The organism is Sphingomonas sp. 10B4 (genome assembly GCF_035019905.1).
In the GTDB taxonomy this organism is placed as follows: domain Bacteria; phylum Pseudomonadota; class Alphaproteobacteria; order Sphingomonadales; family Sphingomonadaceae; genus Sphingomonas; species Sphingomonas glacialis.
The window spans coordinates 1-21,724 of the sequence record NZ_JASJVC010000036.1 but is presented as its reverse complement, the minus strand read 5'-3'; the positions used below and the strand labels follow the sequence as shown (position 1 = coordinate 21,724).

The window sequence follows — 21,724 nt, the reverse complement described above, 5'->3', positions numbered from 1 at the left end:
TTTTCATGCACAGGCTTGCGACTTGGAAAATAGGCTGCGAACGATTGCGTGCAGCGTCTTGCTGATAGCCAACATGTACGCAGCTAAAGCAGCTTTCCGTCCAAAGCGCTGCCAAACGCATCGCGCTTAATCCAAGTCGCCGTAGCCGTGGCCGACCGTGATCCGCGCACCCGTCCCCAAGCCGCCATTCGCGCCTTCCCACCAATATGGCAGCCGCGTGCGCGTTCCGGTGGCGACCTCGTTCAGCGTCGCCGCGTCGTACAACCGGCCGCCGAGCATGACCTGCACGACCTTGTCGCTGTTGCGGATGTCGACGCTGGGATCGGCATCGAGCACGACGAGATCGGCAAGCTTGCCGACCTCCAGCGAGCCGACATCCTTCTGGTAACCCAGCGAGCGTGCCGACTCGATCGTACCGGCACGGAGGGCCTCGACCGGCGTGAAACCGCCGCGCACGAAGCTCCACAATTCCCAATGCGCGCCCAGCCCCGGCTGCTGGCCGTGCGCGCCGATCGCCACCGGCACACCCTTGTCAGCGAGCCTCTTCGCCTCGCGCGCAGTGGCGCCATCGACATAATCCTCTTCCGGCGCGATCTCGCGGCGGGCGTTCTGCGCGGCGAGCAAGGCAGGCGGCACATGGCGGCGAAGCAGCGGATGCCGCCACACGTCGCTATGTGCGCGCCAATACGGGTCCCCCGCTGGGCCGCCATAGGCGACGACCAAGGTGGGCGTATAGCCGACGGTTGATTGCGACCACAGGCTGACCACGTCGGCGTAGAAATGCTCAAGAGGCACGTTGTGCTCGACCGTGGAATTGCCGTCCTGCACCAGGCTCATGTCCAGCGTGAACAGCGAGCCGCCCTCGGGCACCACCTCCATGTTTTCGGCCTGCGCGGCGGCGACGACCATCTGGCGCTGTTCGCGACGTGGCTGGTTGTAGTTCTTCACGCTGTGCGCGCCCTGCGCCTTGAGGCGGCGGACGACGGCAAGCGCGTCTTCGTAGGTGTCGATCTGGGCATAGACATCCGCGGCCTTCGCGCCGTAGATGATCTCCCCGGTCGAGAAGGTCCGCGGGGCAAGCAGCATCCCGGCCTGTTGCATTTCTGCCGCTGGGAAGATCTCGGCCGAGCGCGACGAGGGATCGTGGATCGTCGTCGTGCCGAGTGCGAGATTGGCCATCGCCGACCAGTTCTGCTGCGGCACCAGCTCGTCCTCGCCCTGCGGCCCGTGCGCATGCGCATCGACGAGCCCCGGGATGATCGTCTTCCCGGCGACATCGACCGTCTTGGTGCCCGCGGGGATCGTCACCGAGCCGCGCGGACCGATCGCTACGATGCGGTCGCCCCGGATGAGGATCGTGGCGTCGTCGATGATCCCGCCATCCTTCGTCGCCATCGTGACGACGCGGGCACCGGTGAGGGCAACACTGCCAGTGGCCTTGGCGGCGGTTACAGGCATCGCCAGCGATACGCCGATACGCGGCGCGGCGAACTTGGGCGCATCCTCGCCTGCCGGTGCGTCGCGGAAGAGCGCCGCGGTCTGCGCGGTGTAGAGCGTCGGGCCGGCGCTCCAGTGGAGCGCCTTGCCGTCGTTCGACCAGTTGATGAAGTCTGCGCCGTCTCCGCTCACGCGGGTGATCGGCAGCGGGCCAGCTTTGGCCGATCCGTCGGTAGCCACCGCCTGCTTGCCCGGCATCAGCGGCATGACGAACGCTTCGTAATTCTGTCGGAAGGCAATGTAATCGCCTGCAGGCGAGACTTGATAATCGTTGACCAGTTCGCCTTCGGCATGGACGCGGCGGTCCTGCCCGTCGAGCCCGGCGCTGATCAGCTGGTGCTTGTCCTTTTCGGTGACGATGAGGAACACGCGGTCGCTGGTCGCGCCGAACTGCGGTCTGGCGGCATCCTTGCTGATGCGCACCGGCGCGCCACCGGTCGCCGCAACGCGGTACGCGCCAGTGCCCGCGGCGCCGCGCGCCGCGGTCAGATTGCCGCCCTCGCCCTGTTCGAACACGATCGTCTTGCCATCGGGCGAGAAGCGCGGGAGGCGATAATGGCCAGCAACCGTGGTGACGGTGCGTGCGTTTCCGCCGCCTGCCGCAACTGCGCGGACCTGGCCTAGCCCGGCATCGCTCCAGCCAACGAACACGATCGTCCGCCCGTCCCGCGACCAGCTCGGGAACAGCTCCAACTCGTCGCCACCGCGCGTCAGCCGGGTCGCGGTGCCGCCGGCTGCGGGCTTGATCCACAGCTTGCCAAGCGTCTCGAACACCACCGTGCGGCCATCGGGCGAGACGGTCGCCCAGCGCGGCATCTTGGTCGTGAACGTCGCCGGTGCCACCTCGATCTGCGGATGCACCGCATCGACAATCACGCGCGTATCGTCGATGCGGAACGGGATGACCGCCGCGCCGCTGCCGTCCACCGCGATCCGTCGCAGCTTGCCGCCAGCCCAGAAAACGATCTCCTTGTCGCCCGGCGTCCAGGCCATTTCGGGATACACCCCAGTCACCGCCCAGGTTTCCTGCACGTCGCGATCGAGCGGGCCATACACCACGCGCTCGACGCCGCTTGCCAGATCCTTGACCCATAATTTGGTGACGTTGTCCTCACGTCGCACGAACGCGATGCGTTTGCCGTCGCGGCTCGGCGTCGGGCGCACCGATCCGCCAACGCCCGAAACCGCCGTGGTAACCTCGCCGGTGTCGATATCGTAGCGCTCGATGTCGAACAGGTCGGTGCGCGAATTCTGCGCATATTGGAAGATCGGGCCGGGCGAGACGTTGCGTGAGTAATAGATGCTCTTGCCGTCGCGGGCGTAGATCGGCTCCCCCAATTCCTTCTGCAGCACTTCGCTCGCGCGCTTGACCAACTGCACGCCGCCGCCGCCAGACACGTGATACAGCCAGATCTCGCCGGTGCCGAGCGAACGCCCGGTGGTGAAATGCTTTTTCGCCGCGATAAAGCGCCCGTCCGGGCTCCAGCTCGGCTGGTTGAGGAGGCGAAAATCCTCCTTCGTCACTTGGCGCTTGTCGCTGCCATCGGCGTTCATCACCCAGATATTGTCGCCACCGCCTCGATCCGAAGTGAAGGCGATGCGTCGTCCGTCGGGCGAGAAGCGCGGCTGGTGCTCGAACGCCAACCCGTCGGCGATGCGCGTCGGCGTGCCACCGATGATCGGCATGGTATAGATATCGCCGAGCAGGTCGAACGCGAGCGTGCGGCCGTCGGGGGAGACGTCCACGTTCATCCAACTGCCTTCATCGACCCGGATCGGCACTTCACGCGTTTTCAGGCCGCGCGGCGCGTTGACGTTCCAGGCGGGCGGTTTCTTCGGCGTGGCGACGGACACGGGCGCGGTGGGCGCGACGGGCGGCAGGGGCAACGTGCCGGTCTTTTCCGGGACCGGGGCGATCGCCGTGTTCTCCGGCCCCTGGGTCTGCTCGACCGGCTTGTTCACTGGCGGCGGCGCGGTCTGTGCCGAAAGCTGCGTGGCGAACAGGCACGAGACAATAGCGGTATAGGTGTGCTTCACGGTTCGCGGATCTCCTGTTACGCCCCAGCTTAACCAATCCGCAGCCGCGGTCACCCTGAAAGATCGAGGGCCCACGCAGGCGTTTGACTGTCAACAATCAAAGGGTTGCTTCTGACCCGCCTGATCGTCTTGAGAGGCCGACAGTCGCTCGAATGCGCGTTAAGACTGAGGTTTCGGCGCTTTAAATCGGCAGATATAACATCGTCGAAAAAAATCCGTGCCTTCCCCAAAGATGTGTCCGCAAGATCCAGCAGATCTTCGTTAATAAGCAAAGATGCGGGCTGACGTGACTCCCGTCTTTGATCCAGCCGCAACCAGAGACTGGCCATTGTTTGAGCTGCTACCCATTCTTGGACCACCCGGCTGGGCGTCATCCAGTTCCTGCCGGCCAGGACGGGCCATGTGGTCGCACCTCGTTATAGTCCCTACGCCAAGTCTCGCATTTTCCGACCGCGTCCTCGAGGCTCATGAACCAGTGCTGGTTCAGGCACTCCGCCCGGAAGTTGCCGTTGAAGCTCTCGATGAACGCATTGTCCGTCGGCGTGCCAGGCCGCGAGAAGTCCAAAACGACACCCCGCATGTACGCCCACCGGTCAAGGTCTCGGGAGATGAACTTGCTGCCCTGATCCACCCGGATCGAGGCTGGATAGCCGACCCCACCGCAGCCCCGGTCAAGCACGGCGATCACGTCAGGCGCCCGGAAGCTGAACCGTGGCACTACTGCTGGCGAGAACCGGCTGAACGGGTCGATCACCGTCAGGATGCGCAGCTTCGATCCCGTCGCGAGTTGGTCATGGACGAAGTCCATGGCCCATGCTTCATTCGAACACGACGCCGCGCAGCGTCCTTCTCTCAGCTTTGCTTTCACCCGGCGCTTCGGTGGCTTTTGTCGCAGCTGCAGCCCCAACTCCCTGTAAAGCCGATAAACACGCTTCGCGTTCACATCCCTCCCGCCGGAGCAGCACATGGATCCGGCGATAGCCGTAACGCACGCGCGTTTCAGCGATCTCCTGCATCCGCTTCTTCAGGTCGGCCTGATCCGCGGGGCGTCCACGATAGTGGTAGCTCGATCGCTCCGCCCGAAGCACGCTGCACGCCCGTCGGATACTGACGGACCAGATGCCCCGGATGTCGTCGACAAGCTGACGCCGCCGATCAGGCCTCAGAGCGTTCGCGACCCTTTCGGCCTACAATCGATCCCCCGGATCGATTGTCAAACGGCCTCATCCTGCAACATCGCCTTGTCGAGACCCAGGTCCGCCACCAACCGCTTGAGTTTCGCATTCTCATCGTCGAGCTGGCATAATCGCCGCATCTCCGATGGCGTCAAACCGGCGTATTTCTTGCGCCAGGCATAGAATGTCGCATCGCTGCTCCCGGCTTTGCGGCACACCTCGCCGATCGTCGTGCCGTCCTCGGCCTGCTTCAACACGAACGCGATCTGCGCCTCGCTGAACTTCGATCTTTCCATCGCTCACCCCCTTGCCTGACCCTCAATCCTAAACTGGACTTTTCCACCTCAAAACCGTCTAGGAGCCGATGGATTTGCGGCGAGGCAACTTAAGGGCGTTCACTTGTATCCGCATGAGGATTTCAGCGCGGTCGAAATTTCTCTCAACGCTGAGTCGATAGCACCACCGGCCCTATCAGGCCGGAGGTCCGCAATGGCGCATCTGCGCGATACGTCGGTAGGGTGGTGAAGGTCACTTTCTCCGCGTTCGGCTGCGCATCGCCGATCAGGCGGTTGACCCAAAGGTTGGCAACCCGCACTTCGATCGTATTGCGGCCGGTGTGGACAGCGCTGCCGATATCGACGCGATACGGTGGGTGCCACAGCGTCCCCAAGCTCAGCCCGTTGATCCGCACCTCCGCCACGTCCCCGACGCTGCCAAGGTCCAACACCACCGATTTTGCCGCGCTTGCCTGCGGCAGTTCGAACCCACTGCGGTACGTCGCAATTCCCGAGAAATAGCGGATGCCCGGATCGGCGCTTTTATCGAGCGGCTGCAGCACGGTCATCGTGGTTTTGGCAGGCGCTCCGCGCCCCGGCTCGAATGTCACGGACCATGGCGCGTTCAGCGTTGCAAGGAGCGTCTCGACGGTCGGTGCGACAGTCTCGCTGCTTAGCGCTGTGTGCTTGCGAAATACGACGAACACGGACTCATGCGCCTTTAGCGTAAGCGGGGTCACGGTTGACCCGCCGAACCGTCGCCAGGAGATCGACTCGCTTTGGCCGGTCTCGGCATGCCACAGTTCCGGAATCCTACCGCTTACCGAAAAGGTGGCATCGATCTGCGCGACTCGATTTCCGCGGTTGTCGATCCAATAGATGTCCGCGTCAGCGGTGCGCCGATGCACGAACGCCAACTCGGCGTCGGCTGGTCCGCTATGCTGAAAATCGGGGGCGATCTTGGCGCGCGCCAGCCCTTGCGCGACGCTGTCGACAGCGATCACGCGGCCGGCCCCTACCCGCGTCTCTTGCCCCCCGGCCCACAACCGCGCGACAAGCGTTGCAAACGCTGCGGCATCGTCGGCAAGGCTCGGGCTGCTATCTGGCGCCTTGCCGATCACGGTCGCCCCCGCCTCGGCGAGCGCGGCAATGCGGCGCAGCGTCGGCAGCGTCATGCGGCGGGAGGTGCCACCGAGATAAAGCGCCTTGTAGCGCGCACCGCCCTTCGCGACGATCAGCCCGTGCTCGACCGTTACCGCATCGGTCAGCGCGGGTGCATTGATATAATCCCAGCCCCAGACAGGCGGCACGTCGGCCAACGGTGTGACCGCGTTGAGTGCAGTGATCGGCGCTTCCTCACCATAGAAGTAAGCCAGATCGGCAATATTGCGCCCCTGCTGCAGCAGGAAGCTGGTGCGTGCGATATAGTCGATCCAAGGTCGCGCCAGCTCGGCCCAGGTCTCGTGCCGCGTGAAATACTGCCCGATCATCGCCAGGCTGAGCCCCGGCGCCCGGTCGAGCGGCTGATGGACCGAGGTGTGGATCACCGGCCGATTGATGCCGTTCGCGAATTCCAGGTCGATCATCGGCCGCAAATCGGCCGGCGCGAACGCCCACGGCCAAAAAGCGGCGGTCAGGGACTCGGCCGCGACCAAATTCTGCCCATAGATGTGCGCGACCGACGCCGCGCCGCGATCATCGCCGATCAGCGTAGCGCGTGGCCCTTCGGCGCCATACGTCCACATCGCCGCCATCGGAATGTCGGTATGCGCCCGCATCGCCATGTCGTCGCCGAGCACCGGACGCTTGTCTTCGAGCGCTTCGCCATAGACTTTCAGCCCATGCTCATGCGCCACCGCAGCGAGCGTTCCATAATGCGCATCGGCGAGCAGATCGGCGAGCGTCTGGCGATAGTCGTACAGAAACGCGTCGCTCCGTTTCGCCGAGCCGATCACAGCCCCGGTCAGCGTGGGCAGCCACGGCGTAGGGTCGTAGCCCCGGAGCCGCTTGAACGCGGATACCATGTCCGGCGTCCAGTTCGATGCGCCGACCTCGATCGAATCGGTTAGCAGCGCGCCAAGACTCTTGCCGATCGCGTCCTTGCCCGCGGCGTCGCGATAAAGGTCGAGATAGGCTTCGAGATACCGCCGAACCGCTGCGGCATCATATTTGTCGACCTCGAGCCCGGTCGCCTCGGGGGTCGCGGGATGGTTGGTCTTGCCGAGCAGCGTCGAACCCAGCCGCACTATCCGCCAACGCCCCGGCGGCGGGCTCCAGTCGAGCGTGCCGTCGGGGTGCAGCCGGGTGGTGAGGTCGATCACGCGTGCGGGATCGACCCCCGGGCTCGCGGGCGCGTCGAGCGCATAATAGTCGAGCGCGATGTCGAACCCCGCCTTGGTCTCGGCGCGATGGACTCGCGCGGCATCGCTTACGCGGAACATGCCGAGGCGGACTGTTGGGCCCTGCGGGGCTTTCGGGAATATGTCGATGATCTCGGCACCCAGCGCGCCGATGCTCATCGGCCTTGGCCCCGACACGGCGGTCGGGACGAGCACCAGCCGTACCGCGCGCGTGCGGACGGGTGCGAACGACACCGTCGTCGGGACGCCCCCGAGCGGAACGTCGGCGAGCTTGCGCCAGCGGCCATCGACCTCTGCCTCGATGATCGGACGCAGCACCGGCGCGGAAAACGTCGATTTGGCATCGCTGATGAATACCGTCGCTGCGCGGATGGTGCGCGGGGCGGCGAACCGCAGGATGGCCAGTCCCGGCGCGGCGGCCGTTCCCCTTGCGACATCGACGGCGGAGACCAGCGATGCATCCGAGAGCGCCGCGGCGTCGAGGGGCGTTCCGATAGCGTCGTTCGCCGTCACGCGCGGCGCGCCACCCTCGGCGATCGGGTACGCCAGAACTGCGACGTCGGTGTAGAAACTCGGCTTTGGCGACGCGACGGGCGCGCCGCCCGGTTCGTCATTCTTGAACGCGATATCCTGGAACGGTCCGGTCGTTACGGGCGGCGGCCCCAGCACACCGCGGAAACGCGTTCCGCCCACAATGTCGGTTTCGCTCCAGACGAGCTTCTTCATCGCATCGCGCGGCGCGACCCACGGACCACCTGTCTCGCTCCAGCCGGGCGAGGCCGCGATCGCGAATTCGAGCCCCAGCCGATCGGCGGTCGCCACGGCGTGCGCGAAGGCATGTTTCCAGGGCCGCGTCATATAGGGCAGCCGCCGCTCGACGATTTGCGGCGTACCGAGCGTCGCGTCGAAGGTCTGCACCCCGCCGATGCCGATCCGGTGCATCCATTCGAGATCCTTGGTGATCCCATCTTCGGTAATGTTGCCATTCAACCAGTGCCACCAGACGCGCGGTCGCGCGCTGGCGGGGGGATCGCGAAAGCCATCGACCAGAGGATCGGCCGCGGCAACCGGCTGCGCGTTCGCCGCGGTCGTGCTCAGCAGCGCCGCGAGCAAAAGGAGGGCACGCGCGCGCATCATATCGGAGGCCTTTCCAGCATGGTTGGCCGCTGCCTGGACGCGACGGCCATGACCAGATCCAGACGGGCAGCGACGGCGCGGACGCCGGCACTGCCCGCGACGATCAGTATTTGAAGCTCAACCGCATGCCGTAGGTCCGCGGCGGCTGGAACTGATAGGTGTTGATCGACGGGATCGCTGTGAAGTTGCGCGTCGCGTTCGCGAACACCGCCTTGTCGGTGAAGTTGCGAACGAACGCCGAGATCTGCAGGTGCCCGCCCGCCGGCGCATAGGTCAGTTGCGCATTGCCCGTCGCATACGCCGTCTGGCGCGTGTCGGCGTCGTTGAACACGCTGTAATAATAGGCCGTCGAATATTTCCCATCGACGCGCGGCGTCAGCGTCGCGCCATTGGCGAAGTCGAAGCGATATTCGAGCCCACCGGTCAGCGCGAAGCGCGGCGCGTTGGGCAGATCGTTGCCCGAGACGTTGCGCGACACCGCCGCACCGGTCACCGGATCGGTGCTGCTCACCGTGCCGATATTCTTGTCGAACTGCGCGTGCAGGTAGGTTCCGTTGAGGTCGAGGCGCGCGGCACCGAACAAGGCGATGAACTGCGCCTCGGCGCCGTAGATCTTGGCGCTACCGATGTTGAACACGCCAGACCCCGACGAGACCACGGGCGAAGCCTGCGACGCCTGATAGCCCTTGTAGTTCTGGTAGAAGATATCGGCGTTGAGCTGCAGCTTGCGATCCGCGAAACGGTTCTTGGTGCCGACCTCCCACGAATAGACGTTCTCGGGGCCGTAATCGACCGACGGCGCCGATCCGTTGGAATTGAAGCCGCCCGATTTGTAGCCGGACGAATATTTCGCATAGACGAGATTGCGATCGGTCGGCGTCCAGTCGATCCCGCCAAGGAAGGTCGGACGCTGCTGGCGCAAGGTGCCGTTGCCCAGCCCCGGAAGGATCGGCGGGTTCCCCAGGCACCCGATGATCGGATAGAGGAACGCCGGGATATGCGCGATATCGCAGCGCAGCTGCGAGGTTCCGGTGCGGTCCTTCTTGTCCCAGGTGTAGCGCGCGCCCGCGGTCAGCTTGAGCGTGTCGGTCACGCGCAGGCTCGCCTGACCAAAGACGGCGTCCGAGCTGGTCTTGGTATTGTAGCGGAAGCGGACCAGATATTGCCCGGCATATTGCCCCGACAGCTGCAGCAATCCGCTGTCGAGCGAGTTCGACTCGTCGAAGTGGAAATAGCCGACCTGCGCCGAGAATGCGCGGCCCTGCGGCGTGGCGAGGCGGACTTCGTGGTTCCACGTGTCGGGATTTTCGGCCTGACGGAAGTTGACCGGGTTGGCCGCGTTGCCGCTTGCGTCAAGCGCATGGCGCCACTGCTGCGAGTCGTACCCACCAGCATAGGTCAGCGTCAGACCGAGCGGGAGGCGATCATAGCTGAATTCCCAGCGGATGCGGTTGCCATTGATGCGGTTGAAGGTCGGCGCGTAATTGACGAACTGCTTCTCATCGAAGCTTGCCGGAAGGATCGTCGCAATCGGACGGATCGCCGCGACATCGCCGACATTGTTGATGTCGTCATGCTGATACTGGATCATGCCGTCGAACCCGGCAAAGGGCTGCACCGCCAGGGTGACGCGACCCGACGTCGTCTGATCGTCATCGCCGCGACCGCCGACGCCGAGCAGCTCGCGATAGCCGTCATGCCGGCGCGCGACGCCCGAGAGGCGCAGCTGCGCCCAGCTCGCGAGCGGAATATCGATACCCGCTTCAGCGTTGACCGTCTTGTAGTTGCCGGCCTCGAGCGAGAAATTGCCCCCGAGATCCTTGCCCGGCCGCCGCGTGATCAGGCTGATCAGGCCGCCGGTCGAATTGCGCCCGAACAACGTCCCCTGCGGCCCTTTCAGCACTTCGACGCGCTGCAGATCGTAGATCGAGGTGGCGATGCTGAACGAGCGGTTGGTGAAGAACCCATCGCGCGCAATCGGCACCGACGGATCGCCGATCTCGGTGACGTCGGTCGAGGCAATGCCGCGGATCGCGACATAGGCCGCACCGGTCGAGGAGACGATGTTCACGCTCGGATCGATGCGCTGCAGGTTGGTGACGTTGGTCACGCCAGCAGCGGCGAGGTCGGCGCCGCTATAAACCGTCAACGCCGTGGCGGTCTTCTGCGCGCTCGATTCGACGCGGTTGGCGGTGACGATAATGTCCTGCAGCTGGTCGGCAGGGGCTTGGTCGCCCGTGGCTGCGGCAACCGCCGGAGCGCCCGGTTGCGTGGTCGGCGCAGGCGCCGGCTCGGTCTGCGCCATCGCCGGCAGCGCGGTGGTGATCAGCGCCGTCGTGGCCATGAGCCGCAGGAAATCGGATGTGTTCATGCTGTCCTCCCCTTCATCCGCGGGTCGGTCGCCATCCGGCACCGCCCGCATTTCATGATCGACACCATCGTCGAATTATAATCAGCGTTCTAATACCAATATAGCTATGCCGTCAAGACGGTCGGAACGGCCTCCATCGTGATGACGAGTGGAAGATCGTCCGACGCTTGTCCGACGTGCAGCGACAGCGGCCCGGCGATCGCTGCCCACCCGTCCGCGGTCCAGACGCGCAGCATTCTCGGCTCGATATCGATGGCGATTCGGCGTTGCGCGCCTGCCGCGACGAAGACCTTCGCGAACCCGACCAACGCGCGCTCGGGGGCGGAGCGATAGACCTGGACGACGGTGCCGCCGTCGCGTTCGCTCAGATTGCGCACCGTCACGCCGACGCGCGCGCCGTCGATCGTCGGCTGTTCGATCGCGAAGCGGGCATAGCCCATGCCGCTGCCGAACGCGTAGGCAGGCGTCTCCATACCGCGCCAGCCGACGGCAAGTCGCTCCGAATACGCAAGGTTACCGTCAGCGTCGGGCGTGAGCCCCAGCGCGGGATAGTCGGCCTCGTCGCGCGCGATCGACACCGGCATCCGCCCGCCCGGCTCGCGATCCCCGGCAAGCACTTCGGCCAAGGCGCGACCGAACGCCTGCCCAGGATACCAGGCGACCAGCACGGCGGCGGCGCGCTCGGCACAGGCGGCATCGAACGCATGGCCGACATTGGCGACGATCACGGTGCGCGGATTCGCCGCCGTCACCGCTTCGATCAACGCGATCTGCTCGGGAGCGAGCCGCGTATCGACACGGTCCTTGCTCTCGACGCTCGAATCCGATGTCTCGCCGACCACCAGGATCACCGCATCGGCGCTGCGCGCGAGGTCCACCGCGCGATCGTGCATCGCCTGCGCCGAATCGGGCGTGCGAACGCCGAACCACAATCCCTGGACCCGCGCGGGCGTGTGCCGGAAGACGATCTCGACGAGGACGTCGCGGCCCGCCACGAGCGGCACGATCGAACAATCGGCATCGCCGCGCTTGAGCGTACCCATCACGTCCGACGCCGTTACGGCCTCGTCGCGGCGCAGCACCTCGGTGCCGTCGACCGTCATCGCCACCGCGCCGGTGCCACCGAGATAGAAACGATAGTCGCCGTCGCGCTCGGGCGTGAACCAGCCGCGCGCGCGGATCGCAGCCGGGCGGTCCCATGCACCCTGCTCATGGACGCCGACGAACCAGACGAGCGAATTGGTCGCGCGAGTCTCGCTGAAGCGCGGCGTGCCCGATACAGCGGTGTCGTCGAAATAGTCGATCGTCATGCCGACGGTGCAGCCGTCGCCGAGATCGCGCTCGGGGCGAACCGGCATCGAGGGCAGTCGCGGCTGCGGATCGACGCCGACCTCGTGGACGATCCGCGCCTGTCCGGCATAGTGGCGGCGGATCGCCTCGCGCGGGCGCACCGCATCGGGCGTCACCGCGATCTTGGCGAAGGTGCCGCCCTGATAGCAGGGCGCATCGGCATTGGGCCCGATCACCGCGATCGTCGCATCGCGACCGGGAACCAGCGGCAGCAGGTCGCCCTGATTGCGCAACAGCACGAAGCCCGCCGCGGCGGCTTCGGTCAACAGATCGTCGACATCAGCCGTGGCGATCGAGGGAGTCTTGGCACCGGTGAACCGCCGCGCGAAGCCCGCGACCCGCGCGGCGGCATCGGCCACGCGCGCGGGATCGACCTGATCGGCCAGGACCGCCGCGCCGACCTTGGCGCCGAGAAAGCGGGCCGGCCCCGGCATTTCGAGGTCGAGCCCCGCGGTGATCGTCGGCACGGTGCTGTGCGTGCCGAACCAGTCGCTCATCACGACGCCGCCAAAGCCCCATTCGCCCTTCACGATATTGGTCAGGATATGATGCTGCTCGGCGCAATAGCTGCCGTTGACGCAGTTATAGGCGGCGAGCATGCCCCCTGCCCCGGCCGCCGCAGCGAGCTCGAACGGCAGCAGATAGACTTCGCGCAGCGTGCGTTCGTCGACCACGACGTTCACCGTGTCGCGCGCCGTCTCGCTGTCGTTGCAGACGAGGTGCTTGACCACCGAGGCGGTGCCGGTCGACTGCAGGCCGGTCGTCCAGGCCGCGCCGAGCGCGCCGGTGAGATAGGGATCTTCCGAGAAATATTCGAACGCCCGCCCGGCAAGCGGACTGCGCGCGAGATTGACGTTGGGCGCGAGCACCGCGTCGACGCCGCAGCGAACGGCTTCGCCGCCGACCAGCGCGCCGACCCGCGCGACGAGATCGACGTCCCAGCTCGCGCCAAGCGACGTCCCGCACGGCGTCAGCAGCGACACGTCGCGTTCGTCGACGCGCCCGCTGGCGATCCCCATCGGGCCATCGGCCATCGTGGCCGCTGGAATGGCGTGCGCGGGCAGCGCCAGCGTCGACCACATCGCGCCGCCGGCCGAGAGGCTGGCCTGTTCTTCGAGCGAAAGCGGATCGGTCATGCGGCGTGCGCCTCGAGTGCGAAGGTCATGATCTGCCGCGCTTGCGCGGAAACTGCCGAGGCGATGCCGGCGTCGACCAGATCGCCGTTCGCATCGAACGGCCGCTGCTCGACCGAATTGACCGCGATGCCGATCGGCGTCGGCCAGCCGCGCATCGCGTGGACAATCCCGCGCAACGCGCTCAGCGTCACGCCGCCCGCCTGCCACCCGGCGGCAGACACGATCAGCCCGACCGGACGCCCCTCGAAATACGGACGCGTGTCGCCGCGCAGATCCTCGAGCAAGTCGATCGCGTTCTTGACCAGCCCCGAGACCCCGCCGTGATACCCCGGCGTCCCGAGCACGAGACCGTCGGCCGCGCGCACGCTTTCGATAAAGGCCCGCTGTTCGTCGGTGCGAGTAGTGTCCTCGACATTGAAATGCCCGAAGCGCGCGAGCGCAGCGCCGTCGAACAGCGTCGTCTCGCCCCCCGCATCGGCGCAGGCGGAGAGCACCGCGCGCACCAGCCGCTCGCTGCTCGAACCGGCGCGCAGCGTGCCGCCGATCCCGACGATCCGCTTACGACGAACGCTCATGCCGCGTCGCGCAGCGCCGGCATCACCCGCGTCGACAGCAGTTCGAGCGTCTGGTCGGCATAGCGCAACCGCTCCGCCGTCAGCGGGCCGGTCGTCGTGCCGCACAGGATGTTGCCGATGCCGAGCGCCGCATAGGGCTTGAGATGCTCGATCACCGTCTCGGGGCTGCCATAGAGACACCACGTCCCGATCCAGTCCTCGGTCAGCGCGTTCGGGGTGCGATCGGTCTTCTTGTTCGCGCCATCGGTCTCGGCGCGCGCGTTGAACGCCGCCTCGCGCTCGATCGCTTCCTGATAGCTCGTCAGGATTTCGAGCAATTCGGTCCGCGCCTGTTCGTCGGTCTCGGCGAGGTGGACGACCTGATAGGTATGCGTCGACCAGGACAGCGCGTCGGCGACGATTTCGGGCGCGTGGCCCGCCGCTTCGAGCATCGTGCGATAGGCGGTGAAATGCTTGGTTACGTGCTTGAGCGGCTCGGTCCCGCCGATCACCGGCGGGGTGAACGCCGGGATGAACGCCGGCCAGCCATTTTCCGCAGCACGCCGGGCGCTCGTTTCCTTCATCGCAACGGGCATCAGCCGGGCGTGTCGCGGCGTATAGGCCGCTGGTGCGATCCGCTGGAGGACACGGCCCTTATACGGCCCATTGTCGATCTCGACCGCGGGATCCTCGACACCCTTGGCCCAGAGCTGCTCGGCAATCGCAAGATTGCGGTCGGCGATCGCCCCGGCGTCCTGATAATTGACGCCGAAGCCGATCATTTCCTCGGGCGTCGTGCCGCTGCCGACGCCGACGAGCAGCTTGCCGTCGGTCAGCTGGTCGAGGATGTTGATCCGCTCGACGAAGCGCACCGGATGATGCAGCGGCACCGACGTGATCGAGAAGCCGAAATACATCTGCGGCAGCTTTGCCGCGAGATAGGCCGCGAACATGTAGCTGTCCGACGCGATCGGCATATAGCCGTTGAAATGGTGGTCGGGCAGGAAGATCGCATCGAAGCCGAGCGCGGCCGCGCGGGTCGCGTGCCCCTCCAGATCCTTGATCAGCGCACGATCGTCTTCCGGCGCCATCGATCGGGCATTCAGGAAAACCGAAAATCGCATAGTCTATCCCCTCGCACGCTCACGCGGTGATGCCTTGCCGGCCATCCCGCATCGTTGTAGGATTTAGAACTAGAACGGTAGTTCTGATATGTCCAGTCCCATTTGCGCGGCAAGTGCCGTAGAACGCGTCCTGCTATGAACGTCGAAACCAAGATCAGCGCGGTCCGCGCCCCGCAACAAGGTCGCAGCCGTGCGTCGTTCGAACGCATGCTGATTGCTGCCGAAGAGTTGATGTCCGAGCGCGGCACCGACGACTTCACGCTCAATGAGGTCGGCAAACGCGGCAAGGTGTCGATCGGATCGATCTACTGCCGCTTCGACAGCAAGGACGATCTTGTGCATGCGGTGCAGACGCGTGTGCTCGAACGCGTCAATGCCGAGCAACTCGCGATGGTCGAGTCGGCGCGGACCGAGGCGTCCGATCTCGTCATACTCGTCGATCGCTTGGTCGAAGGCACCGCCGAATCGCTTCGCCGTTTCGCCGACGTGACGCGACCGTTCATGATCCGCGCGAGCACCGACACCGTCGTCGCTGCGCAAGGCAAGGCGCGCTATGCCGAGATCGCCGATGCCGTCTGCGCGGCCTTGCTCGAGCACAGCGCCGAGATCGCGCAGCCCGACGCCGAGCGCGCGGTGCATTCGGCCTATCGCATCCTCTATTCGTCGATCGCACGCTATCTCGGTTTCGGCTCGACGATGGGATCGGCGTGGGATGGCGATTGGCAGATCCTCAAGGAAGATCTCGCACGGATGATCGCAGCCTTTCTCACCACTTCGCCGCGGATCGCTTGACCACCGACCCTGCTGCCGCTTATCAGAACTGTAATTCTGATAACAGAATGGGAGTGGGATGCGGCGTTTGCGCATGGGAATGGTCGGCGGCGGGCCGGGTGCGTTCATCGGCCCGATCCACCGTATTGCCGCCGAACTCGACCGCGAGATCGAGCTGGTTGCGGGCGCGTTCGGCAGCACGCTAGAGCGCTCACGCGCCGCGGGCGAGGCTTATCGCATCGACCCGTCGCGAGCGTACGGCGATGTCGCGGAGCTGCTCGCGGGCGAAGCGACGCGCGACGACGCGATCGATTTCATCACGATCGCCTCCCCCAACCATCATCATCTGCCAGCCGCCCGCGCCGCGCTCGCCGCGGGGATCCCGGTGCTCAGCGACAAGCCCGCCACCGCGACGCTCGCCGAGGCGCACGCGCTCGCCGGCCTCGTCGCCGACGCCGCCCTCCCCTATGGACTGACTTACACCTATTCGGGCTACCCGCTGGTGCGCGAGGCACGCGCGCGGATCGCGGCGGGGCTCGTCGGCACCATCCGCAAGGTCGTCGTCGAATATCCGCAAGGCTGGCTGGCGGGCGAAGGCGCCGGCAAGCAGGCCGAGTGGCGGCTCGATCCGGCGCGCGCGGGCGAAGGCGGCGCGATCGCTGATATCGGGGTCCACGCCTTCCATCTCGCCGAATTCGTCACAGGGCTGCGCGTGACGCGGCTGCTCGCTGATCTCGCCGCGGTCGTTCCGGGGCGCCGATTGGACGACGATTGCCAGGTGCTGCTGCGCTTCGACAATGGCGCGCGCGGCGTCCTGCTCGCCTCGCAGATCATGCTCGGCGAGCGCAATGGGCTGCGGCTGCGCGTCTATGGCGATCGCGGCGCGCTCGACTGGCGGCAGGAATCGCCCAATGTCCTGACGCTCCATCACGCCGATGGCCGTACCGAGCTGGTCCAGGCGGGCGACGCCGGGCTTGGCGACGCAGCACGCGCCGCCAGCCGGACGCCGGGCGGGCATCCCGAGGGCTATCTCGAAGCGTTCGCCAATCTCTATCGCGATTTCGCGCGACAGCTGCGTGGCGAGCCCGGCAGCCTCGTCCCCGGGATCGACGAAGGTCTCCGCGGAATGGCGTTCATCCATTTGGCCGTCACCGCCAGCCGCGCCGATGCGGGCTGGGTAGATTTCGAGGTTTGACCCCCATGCGCACGATCAAAGGCCCCGGCATCTTCCTGGCGCAGTTCGCCGGCGACGCGGCACCGTTCGACAGCCTCGAGCACATCGCCGATTGGGCGGCAGGGCTCGGCTACAAAGGCGTCCAGATCCCGAGCTGGGATGCGCGGCTGTTCGACCTCGCCCGCGCCGCCGAGAGCAAGACCTATTGTGACGACATCGCCGGGATGCTCGCCGAGAAAGGGCTCGCGGTTACCGAACTGTCGACGCACCTCCAAGGGCAGCTTGTCGCGGTTCACCCCGCCTACGACGCGCAGTTCGACGCCTTCGCCATCGAAGCGGTCCGCGGGAATCCGACGGCACGGCAGGCCTGGGCCGTCGAGCAACTCAAGCTCGCCGCACGCGCCAGCGCGCATCTCGGGCTGGCGGCACATGCCACCTTCTCGGGCGCGCTCGCCTGGCCCTATCTCTATCCCTGGCCGCAACGCCCGGCGGGGCTGGTCGAGGACGCCTTTGCCGAGCTTGGCCGGCGCTGGCGCCCGATCCTCGACGCGTTCGAAGATGTCGGGGTCGACCTCGCCTTCGAGATCCATCCCGGCGAGGACCTCCACGACGGCGTGACGTTCGAGCGCTTCCTCGCCGAAGTCGGCGACCACCCGCGCGCGAACATCCTCTACGATCCGAGCCACTTCCTGCTGCAGCAGCTCGACTATCTCGCCTTCCTCGACATCTATCACGACCGCGTGAAGTGCTTCCACGTCAAGGACGCCGAGTTCCGCCCGTCGGGCCGCTCGGGAGTCTATGGCGGCTATCAGGGCTGGGTCGACCGCCCCGGCCGGTTCCGCTCGCTCGGCGACGGCCAGATCGACTTTGCCGGCATCTTCTCGAAGATGGCGCAATATGACTTCGCCGGCTGGGCGGTGCTCGAATGGGAGTGCGCGCTGAAACATCCCGAGGCGGGTGCCGCCGAAGGCGCGCCGTTCATCGCGCGCCATATCATCCCGGTGACCGACCACGCCTTCGACGATTTCGCCGCCAGCGGCAGCGACCGCGCGCTCAATGCGCGGCTGATGGGACTTGACGCATGACCAGCTTCGACCGCCGTGAGATGATCGGTGCGGGCGCGCTCGCGCTCGGTGTGATTGCGGTGCCGATCGCGGTGCTGCGCGCGATGCGCGCGCCGACCGACGACGAACCGAGTGACCGGCAAAAGCTGATCGCGCAGCAGGTCGCGCAGATCCTGATCCCGCGCACCGATACGCCCGGCGGCGCCGATGTCGGCGCCGACGCCTTTCTGCTGCTCGCGCTCGCCGCGGGCCTTGACGGGACGCGCACACCCGACGGCGGCGCCGCGATCCAGGGCGCGACCGCGCGGTATCGCCGGCCCGACGGTTCGCTCGATCACCTGACCTGGCTCGAGGAAGAACTCGACCGCAAGGCGCATGGCGATTTCCTCGCCGCCCCGCTCGCGCGCCAGCAGGCCGCGCTCGACACGCTCGACGGCGCCGCCTTCGCCAACCACCAGTCGACCGGCCCGTGGCCCAAGATCAAGGGGCTGCTGCTGACCGGCTATTACACCTCGCAGCCCGGTGGCGCGAAGGAACTCACCTACGAATTGGTGCCGGGTCGCTTCGACCCCGATCTGCCGCTCCGTCCCGGCATGCATGCGTATTCGAGTGACTGGACCGCGGTGGAGTTTGGATGATGACGGTGAATTTCGACGCGATCGTGGTGGGCTCGGGCATCACCGGCGGGTTCGCCGCCATGGAACTGACCGAGAAGGGCCTCAAGGTCCTGATGATCGAACGCGGGCCCAAGATCGAGCATGGCACGGGCTACAAGACCGAGACGCTCGCGCCGTGGGACCTGCCGTTCCGCGGGCTCGGCGATGCCGAGCAATATGCGTCGGTCTATCCCGTCCAGTCGAAGAACCGCCACTTCACCGAATTCACGCAGGACCATTTCTGCCGCGACGACGAGAACCCGTATACCACGCCCGCCGGCGGCGAATTCACCTGGTTCCGCTCGTACAATCTCGGCGGCCGCTCGCTGACCTGGGGGCGGCAATGCTATCGCTGGTCGGATTACGATTTCGGCGCCAACAAGCGTGACGGGAACGGCACCGACTGGCCGATCCGCTATGCCGAGCTCGCGCCTTGGTATGACCGCGTCGAGGATTTCGTCGGAGTCTCGGGCGCGGCCGAGGGAATGCCGCAGCTCCCCGACGGGCATTTCCAGCCGCCGATGCCGCTCAACGTGGTCGAGCAGCATGTCCGCGAGGGGATCAGCGCGCGCTGGCCCGGACGGCGGCTGACGATCGGCCGCACCGCCAATCTGACGCAGGAGAAGGACGGGCGCAGCGCGTGCCAGTATCGCAGCATCTGTGCGCGGGGCTGCTCCTACGGCGCCTATTTCTCGACGCAAAGCGCCTCTTTACCGGCGGCGATGAAGACCGGATTGCTTACCGTCGTCACCGACAGCGTCGTCGAGGGCGTCGATTACGATCCCGTCACGCGCCGCGCGACCGGCGTGCGTTTCCTCGACACCGCCAAGAAGGAACGCCACCGCGCCACCGCACGGCTCGTCTTCCTCAACGCCGGTGCGTTCAACACCAACCACATCCTGCTGCGCTCGCACTCGGAAGCGATGCCCAACGGCCTCGCCAACTCGAGCGGCGTGCTCGGCACGCACATCATGGACCACGCGACGACGCTGTCGGCGATCGCGATCATGCCGGGGTTCGAGCAGCATACCACCTTCGGCAATCGCCCGACCGGCATCGTCATCCCGCGCTTCCGCAACCTCGAGACGCTCGACGGCAACGGTTTCACGCGCGGCTATTCGTTCCAGGGCGGCGCGCTGCAGAGCACGTGGACGCAGGGCAAGCGCCAGGCGGGGATCGGCCACGGCTTCAAGACGCACCTGCGCACGCCGGGCGACTGGAAGATGATCCTCGTCACCTTCGCCGAATCGATGCCACGCGCGAGCAACCGGCTGACGCTCGATCCGGCAAAGATCGACGCGAACGGTGCGCCCGCGCTCAACATCGCTTTCGCGCACGGCAAGGAGGAGCATGCCGCGCTCGCCGACGCCAAGGCCGAGGCGGCGGCGATGCTCGGTGCGGTCGGCGGCCAGGTGGTGATGGGGATGGACCAGCCTGGGCCCGGCGGCTCCGCGATCCACGAAATGGGTGGTGCGCGCATGGGGCTCGATCCGACCACTTCGGTGCTCGACAAATGGAGCCGCGCGCATGACGTCGCCAATCTGTTCGTCACCGATGGCGCGCAGATGAGTTCGTCGGCATCGCAGAACCCGTCGCTGACCTATCTCGCGCTCACCGCGCGCGCCTGCGATGCGGCCGTGTCGATGCTGCGCGCTGGCACGCTGTAATGCGCCTGACCTTTTCCGGAGAGAGAGCATGATCGACCGTCGTACCCTGCTGGCGGCGACAGCCGCGTCGCTCGCCGCCCCGGCGTTCGGCCGATCTGCCAGCCCGAGCTTCCCCAAGGGCTTCCTGTGGGGCGCGTCCACCGCGGCGTATCAGGTCGAGGGCAACAACATCAACAGCGACCTCTGGCCGCTCGAGCATGCGAAGCCGACTGCGTTTGCAGAGCCGTCGGGCGATGCCGCCAACAGCTTCGACCTGTGGCCGACCGATCTCGATCTGGTCCGCGCGATGGGGCTCAACGCCTATCGCTTCAGCCTCGAATGGGCGCGGATCGAGCCGGCGCGCGGGCAATTCTCGCAAGCGATGCTCGATCATTATGCCGCGATGATCGAGGGGTGCCGCACGCGCGGGCTGACGCCGTTCGTCACCTTCAACCATTTCACCACCCCGCGCTGGTTTGCCGAAGCCGGCGGCTGGACCAACCCCGAAGGCCCCGCGCTGTTCGCGCGCTTCTGCGACCACGCCGCGCGGCACCTCGCGCACGGCATCAGCTATGCGACCACGCTCAACGAGCCCAATCTCAACGGGCTGCTGAGCGAGCTCCTCCCGGCGGGAGTCGGCGAACGGCTGATGGAAACCGACAAGGCGATGGCCGCCGCCGCGGCACGTGCGAGCGGCGTCCCGCTCTATTCCGCGGGCAGTGCGCTCTACGTCGCCGATCCGCTGCTTACGCAAAAGCACCTGCTGGCGGCGCACCGGCTGGGCCGCGCGGCGATCAAGGCGGTCCGGCCCGATCTGCCGGTCGGCGTCAGCCTTGCCATCATCGACGATCAGCCGGTCGGCCCGAACAGCGTTCGCGACGCCAAGCGCGCGCGCTTCTACGCCGCGTGGCTCGACGCGGCGCGCGCCGACGATTTCGTCGGGGTCCAGAACTACACGCGGACGCTGTGGGATTCCTCGGGCAAGCTGCCCGTGCCACGCGGAGCGCCGGTCAACGATGCGGGCGAGGAAATCTACCCCGCCTCGCTCGCCAATGCGGTGCGCTATGCGCATTCCGTAAGCGGCGTGCCGGTGATCGTCACCGAACACGGCATCAACGCGACCGACGATCGATTGCGCGTGGCGCTGATCCCCGCGGCGCTCGCCGAGCTCAAGAAGGCGATCGACGAGGGCGTGCCGGTGAAGGGCTATCTGCACTGGTCGCTGATCGACAATTTCGAATGGGTGTTCGGCTACACGCCCAAGTTCGGGCTGCACAGCCTCGACCGCGTCACCTTCCGCCGCACCGCCAAGCCGAGCGCCGCCGTGCTCGGCGCGATCGCACGGCGCAACGCGCTCTGAGATCCGCGCGCCGCTAGCCTGTCTCTTATACACATCT

The 21,724-nt window shown here is 66.3% G+C and carries 12 protein-coding genes and 1 pseudogene; 6 read left to right on the top strand and 7 right to left on the bottom strand.

What is annotated here, in order from left to right; genetic code table 11:
- Positions 1-126 precede the first annotated feature (126 nt).
- The 7 genes and pseudogenes from QN347_RS12000 to QN347_RS11970 form a co-directional block, all read right to left on the bottom strand.
- A complete protein-coding gene (locus tag QN347_RS12000) occupies positions 127-3,534 on the bottom strand; it encodes an amidohydrolase family protein (protein ID WP_322163912.1) in 3,408 nt (1,135 codons plus the stop codon).
- A 370-nt stretch (positions 3,535-3,904) separates the two neighbouring features.
- Positions 3,905-5,005, bottom strand: a pseudogene (locus tag QN347_RS11995) (IS3 family transposase).
- A gap of 143 nt (positions 5,006-5,148) precedes the next feature.
- A complete protein-coding gene (locus QN347_RS11990) occupies positions 5,149-8,481 on the bottom strand; it encodes a glycosyl hydrolase (protein WP_323494038.1) in 3,333 nt (1,110 codons plus the stop codon).
- Between the two features lie 103 nt (positions 8,482-8,584).
- Positions 8,585-10,852 carry a TonB-dependent receptor gene (locus QN347_RS11985; protein WP_322163914.1) on the bottom strand — a complete coding sequence of 756 codons (2,268 nt, stop codon included), beginning with the start codon at positions 10,850-10,852 and terminating at the stop codon, positions 8,585-8,587.
- Positions 10,853-10,956: 104 nt separating this feature from the next.
- Positions 10,957-13,338, bottom strand: a complete 2,382-nt coding sequence (locus QN347_RS11980) for a glycoside hydrolase family 3 protein (RefSeq protein ID WP_322163915.1) — start codon at positions 13,336-13,338, stop codon at positions 10,957-10,959.
- Positions 13,335-13,913: an NAD(P)H-dependent oxidoreductase gene (locus QN347_RS11975; protein ID WP_322163916.1), complete on the bottom strand. Its 579-nt coding sequence runs from the start codon at positions 13,911-13,913 to the stop codon at positions 13,335-13,337. The genes QN347_RS11980 and QN347_RS11975 overlap by 4 nt, the downstream gene beginning before the upstream one ends.
- Positions 13,910-15,016, bottom strand: coding sequence for an LLM class flavin-dependent oxidoreductase (locus QN347_RS11970; protein WP_322163917.1), 1,107 nt, complete (start codon positions 15,014-15,016; stop codon positions 13,910-13,912). The genes QN347_RS11975 and QN347_RS11970 overlap by 4 nt, the downstream gene beginning before the upstream one ends.
- Positions 15,017-15,151: 135 nt before the next feature.
- Between QN347_RS11970 and QN347_RS11965 the strand changes: the two genes are divergently transcribed.
- From QN347_RS11965 to QN347_RS11940, 6 genes are read left to right on the top strand one after another with little or no spacing between them, the layout of a single operon-like run.
- Entirely contained in the window at positions 15,152-15,808 is a 657-nt protein-coding gene (locus QN347_RS11965) for a TetR/AcrR family transcriptional regulator (protein WP_322163918.1), read from the top strand.
- A gap of 58 nt (positions 15,809-15,866) precedes the next feature.
- On the top strand, positions 15,867-16,982 hold the full coding sequence (locus tag QN347_RS11960; RefSeq protein WP_322163919.1) for a Gfo/Idh/MocA family oxidoreductase: 1,116 nt from the start codon (positions 15,867-15,869) through the stop codon (positions 16,980-16,982).
- A 5-nt stretch (positions 16,983-16,987) separates the two neighbouring features.
- Complete coding sequence (locus QN347_RS11955) at positions 16,988-18,046, top strand: sugar phosphate isomerase/epimerase (RefSeq protein WP_322163920.1); 1,059 nt, start codon at positions 16,988-16,990, stop codon at positions 18,044-18,046.
- Positions 18,043-18,663 carry a gluconate 2-dehydrogenase subunit 3 family protein gene (locus QN347_RS11950; protein WP_189674615.1) on the top strand — a complete coding sequence of 207 codons (621 nt, stop codon included), beginning with the start codon at positions 18,043-18,045 and terminating at the stop codon, positions 18,661-18,663. The genes QN347_RS11955 and QN347_RS11950 overlap by 4 nt, the downstream gene beginning before the upstream one ends.
- A complete protein-coding gene (locus QN347_RS11945) occupies positions 18,663-20,348 on the top strand; it encodes a GMC family oxidoreductase (RefSeq protein ID WP_322163921.1) in 1,686 nt (561 codons plus the stop codon). Before QN347_RS11950 ends, QN347_RS11945 begins: the two co-directional genes overlap by 1 nt.
- 28 nt (positions 20,349-20,376) lie before the next feature.
- Positions 20,377-21,687 carry a glycoside hydrolase family 1 protein gene (locus tag QN347_RS11940; RefSeq protein ID WP_322163922.1) on the top strand — a complete coding sequence of 437 codons (1,311 nt, stop codon included), beginning with the start codon at positions 20,377-20,379 and terminating at the stop codon, positions 21,685-21,687.
- Positions 21,688-21,724: the final 37 nt, after the last annotated feature.

What these genes read in the sequence shown, in the direction of transcription:
- QN347_RS11990 (WP_323494038.1), bottom strand. Translation starts at nt 8,481, where the DNA reads ATGATGCGCGCGCGTGCCCTCCTTTTGCTCGCGGCGCTGCTGAGCACG.
- QN347_RS11985 (WP_322163914.1), bottom strand. Translation starts at nt 10,852, where the DNA reads ATGAACACATCCGATTTCCTGCGGCTCATGGCCACGACGGCGCTGATC.
- QN347_RS11980 (WP_322163915.1), bottom strand. Translation starts at nt 13,338, where the DNA reads ATGACCGATCCGCTTTCGCTCGAAGAACAGGCCAGCCTCTCGGCCGGC.
- QN347_RS11975 (WP_322163916.1), bottom strand. Translation starts at nt 13,913, where the DNA reads ATGAGCGTTCGTCGTAAGCGGATCGTCGGGATCGGCGGCACGCTGCGC.
- QN347_RS11970 (WP_322163917.1), bottom strand. Translation starts at nt 15,016, where the DNA reads ATGCGATTTTCGGTTTTCCTGAATGCCCGATCGATGGCGCCGGAAGAC.
- QN347_RS11965 (WP_322163918.1), top strand. Translation starts at nt 15,152, where the DNA reads ATGAACGTCGAAACCAAGATCAGCGCGGTCCGCGCCCCGCAACAAGGT.
- QN347_RS11960 (WP_322163919.1), top strand. Translation starts at nt 15,867, where the DNA reads ATGCGGCGTTTGCGCATGGGAATGGTCGGCGGCGGGCCGGGTGCGTTC.
- QN347_RS11955 (WP_322163920.1), top strand. Translation starts at nt 16,988, where the DNA reads ATGCGCACGATCAAAGGCCCCGGCATCTTCCTGGCGCAGTTCGCCGGC.
- QN347_RS11950 (WP_189674615.1), top strand. Translation starts at nt 18,043, where the DNA reads ATGACCAGCTTCGACCGCCGTGAGATGATCGGTGCGGGCGCGCTCGCG.
- QN347_RS11945 (WP_322163921.1), top strand. Translation starts at nt 18,663, where the DNA reads ATGACGGTGAATTTCGACGCGATCGTGGTGGGCTCGGGCATCACCGGC.
- QN347_RS11940 (WP_322163922.1), top strand. Translation starts at nt 20,377, where the DNA reads ATGATCGACCGTCGTACCCTGCTGGCGGCGACAGCCGCGTCGCTCGCC.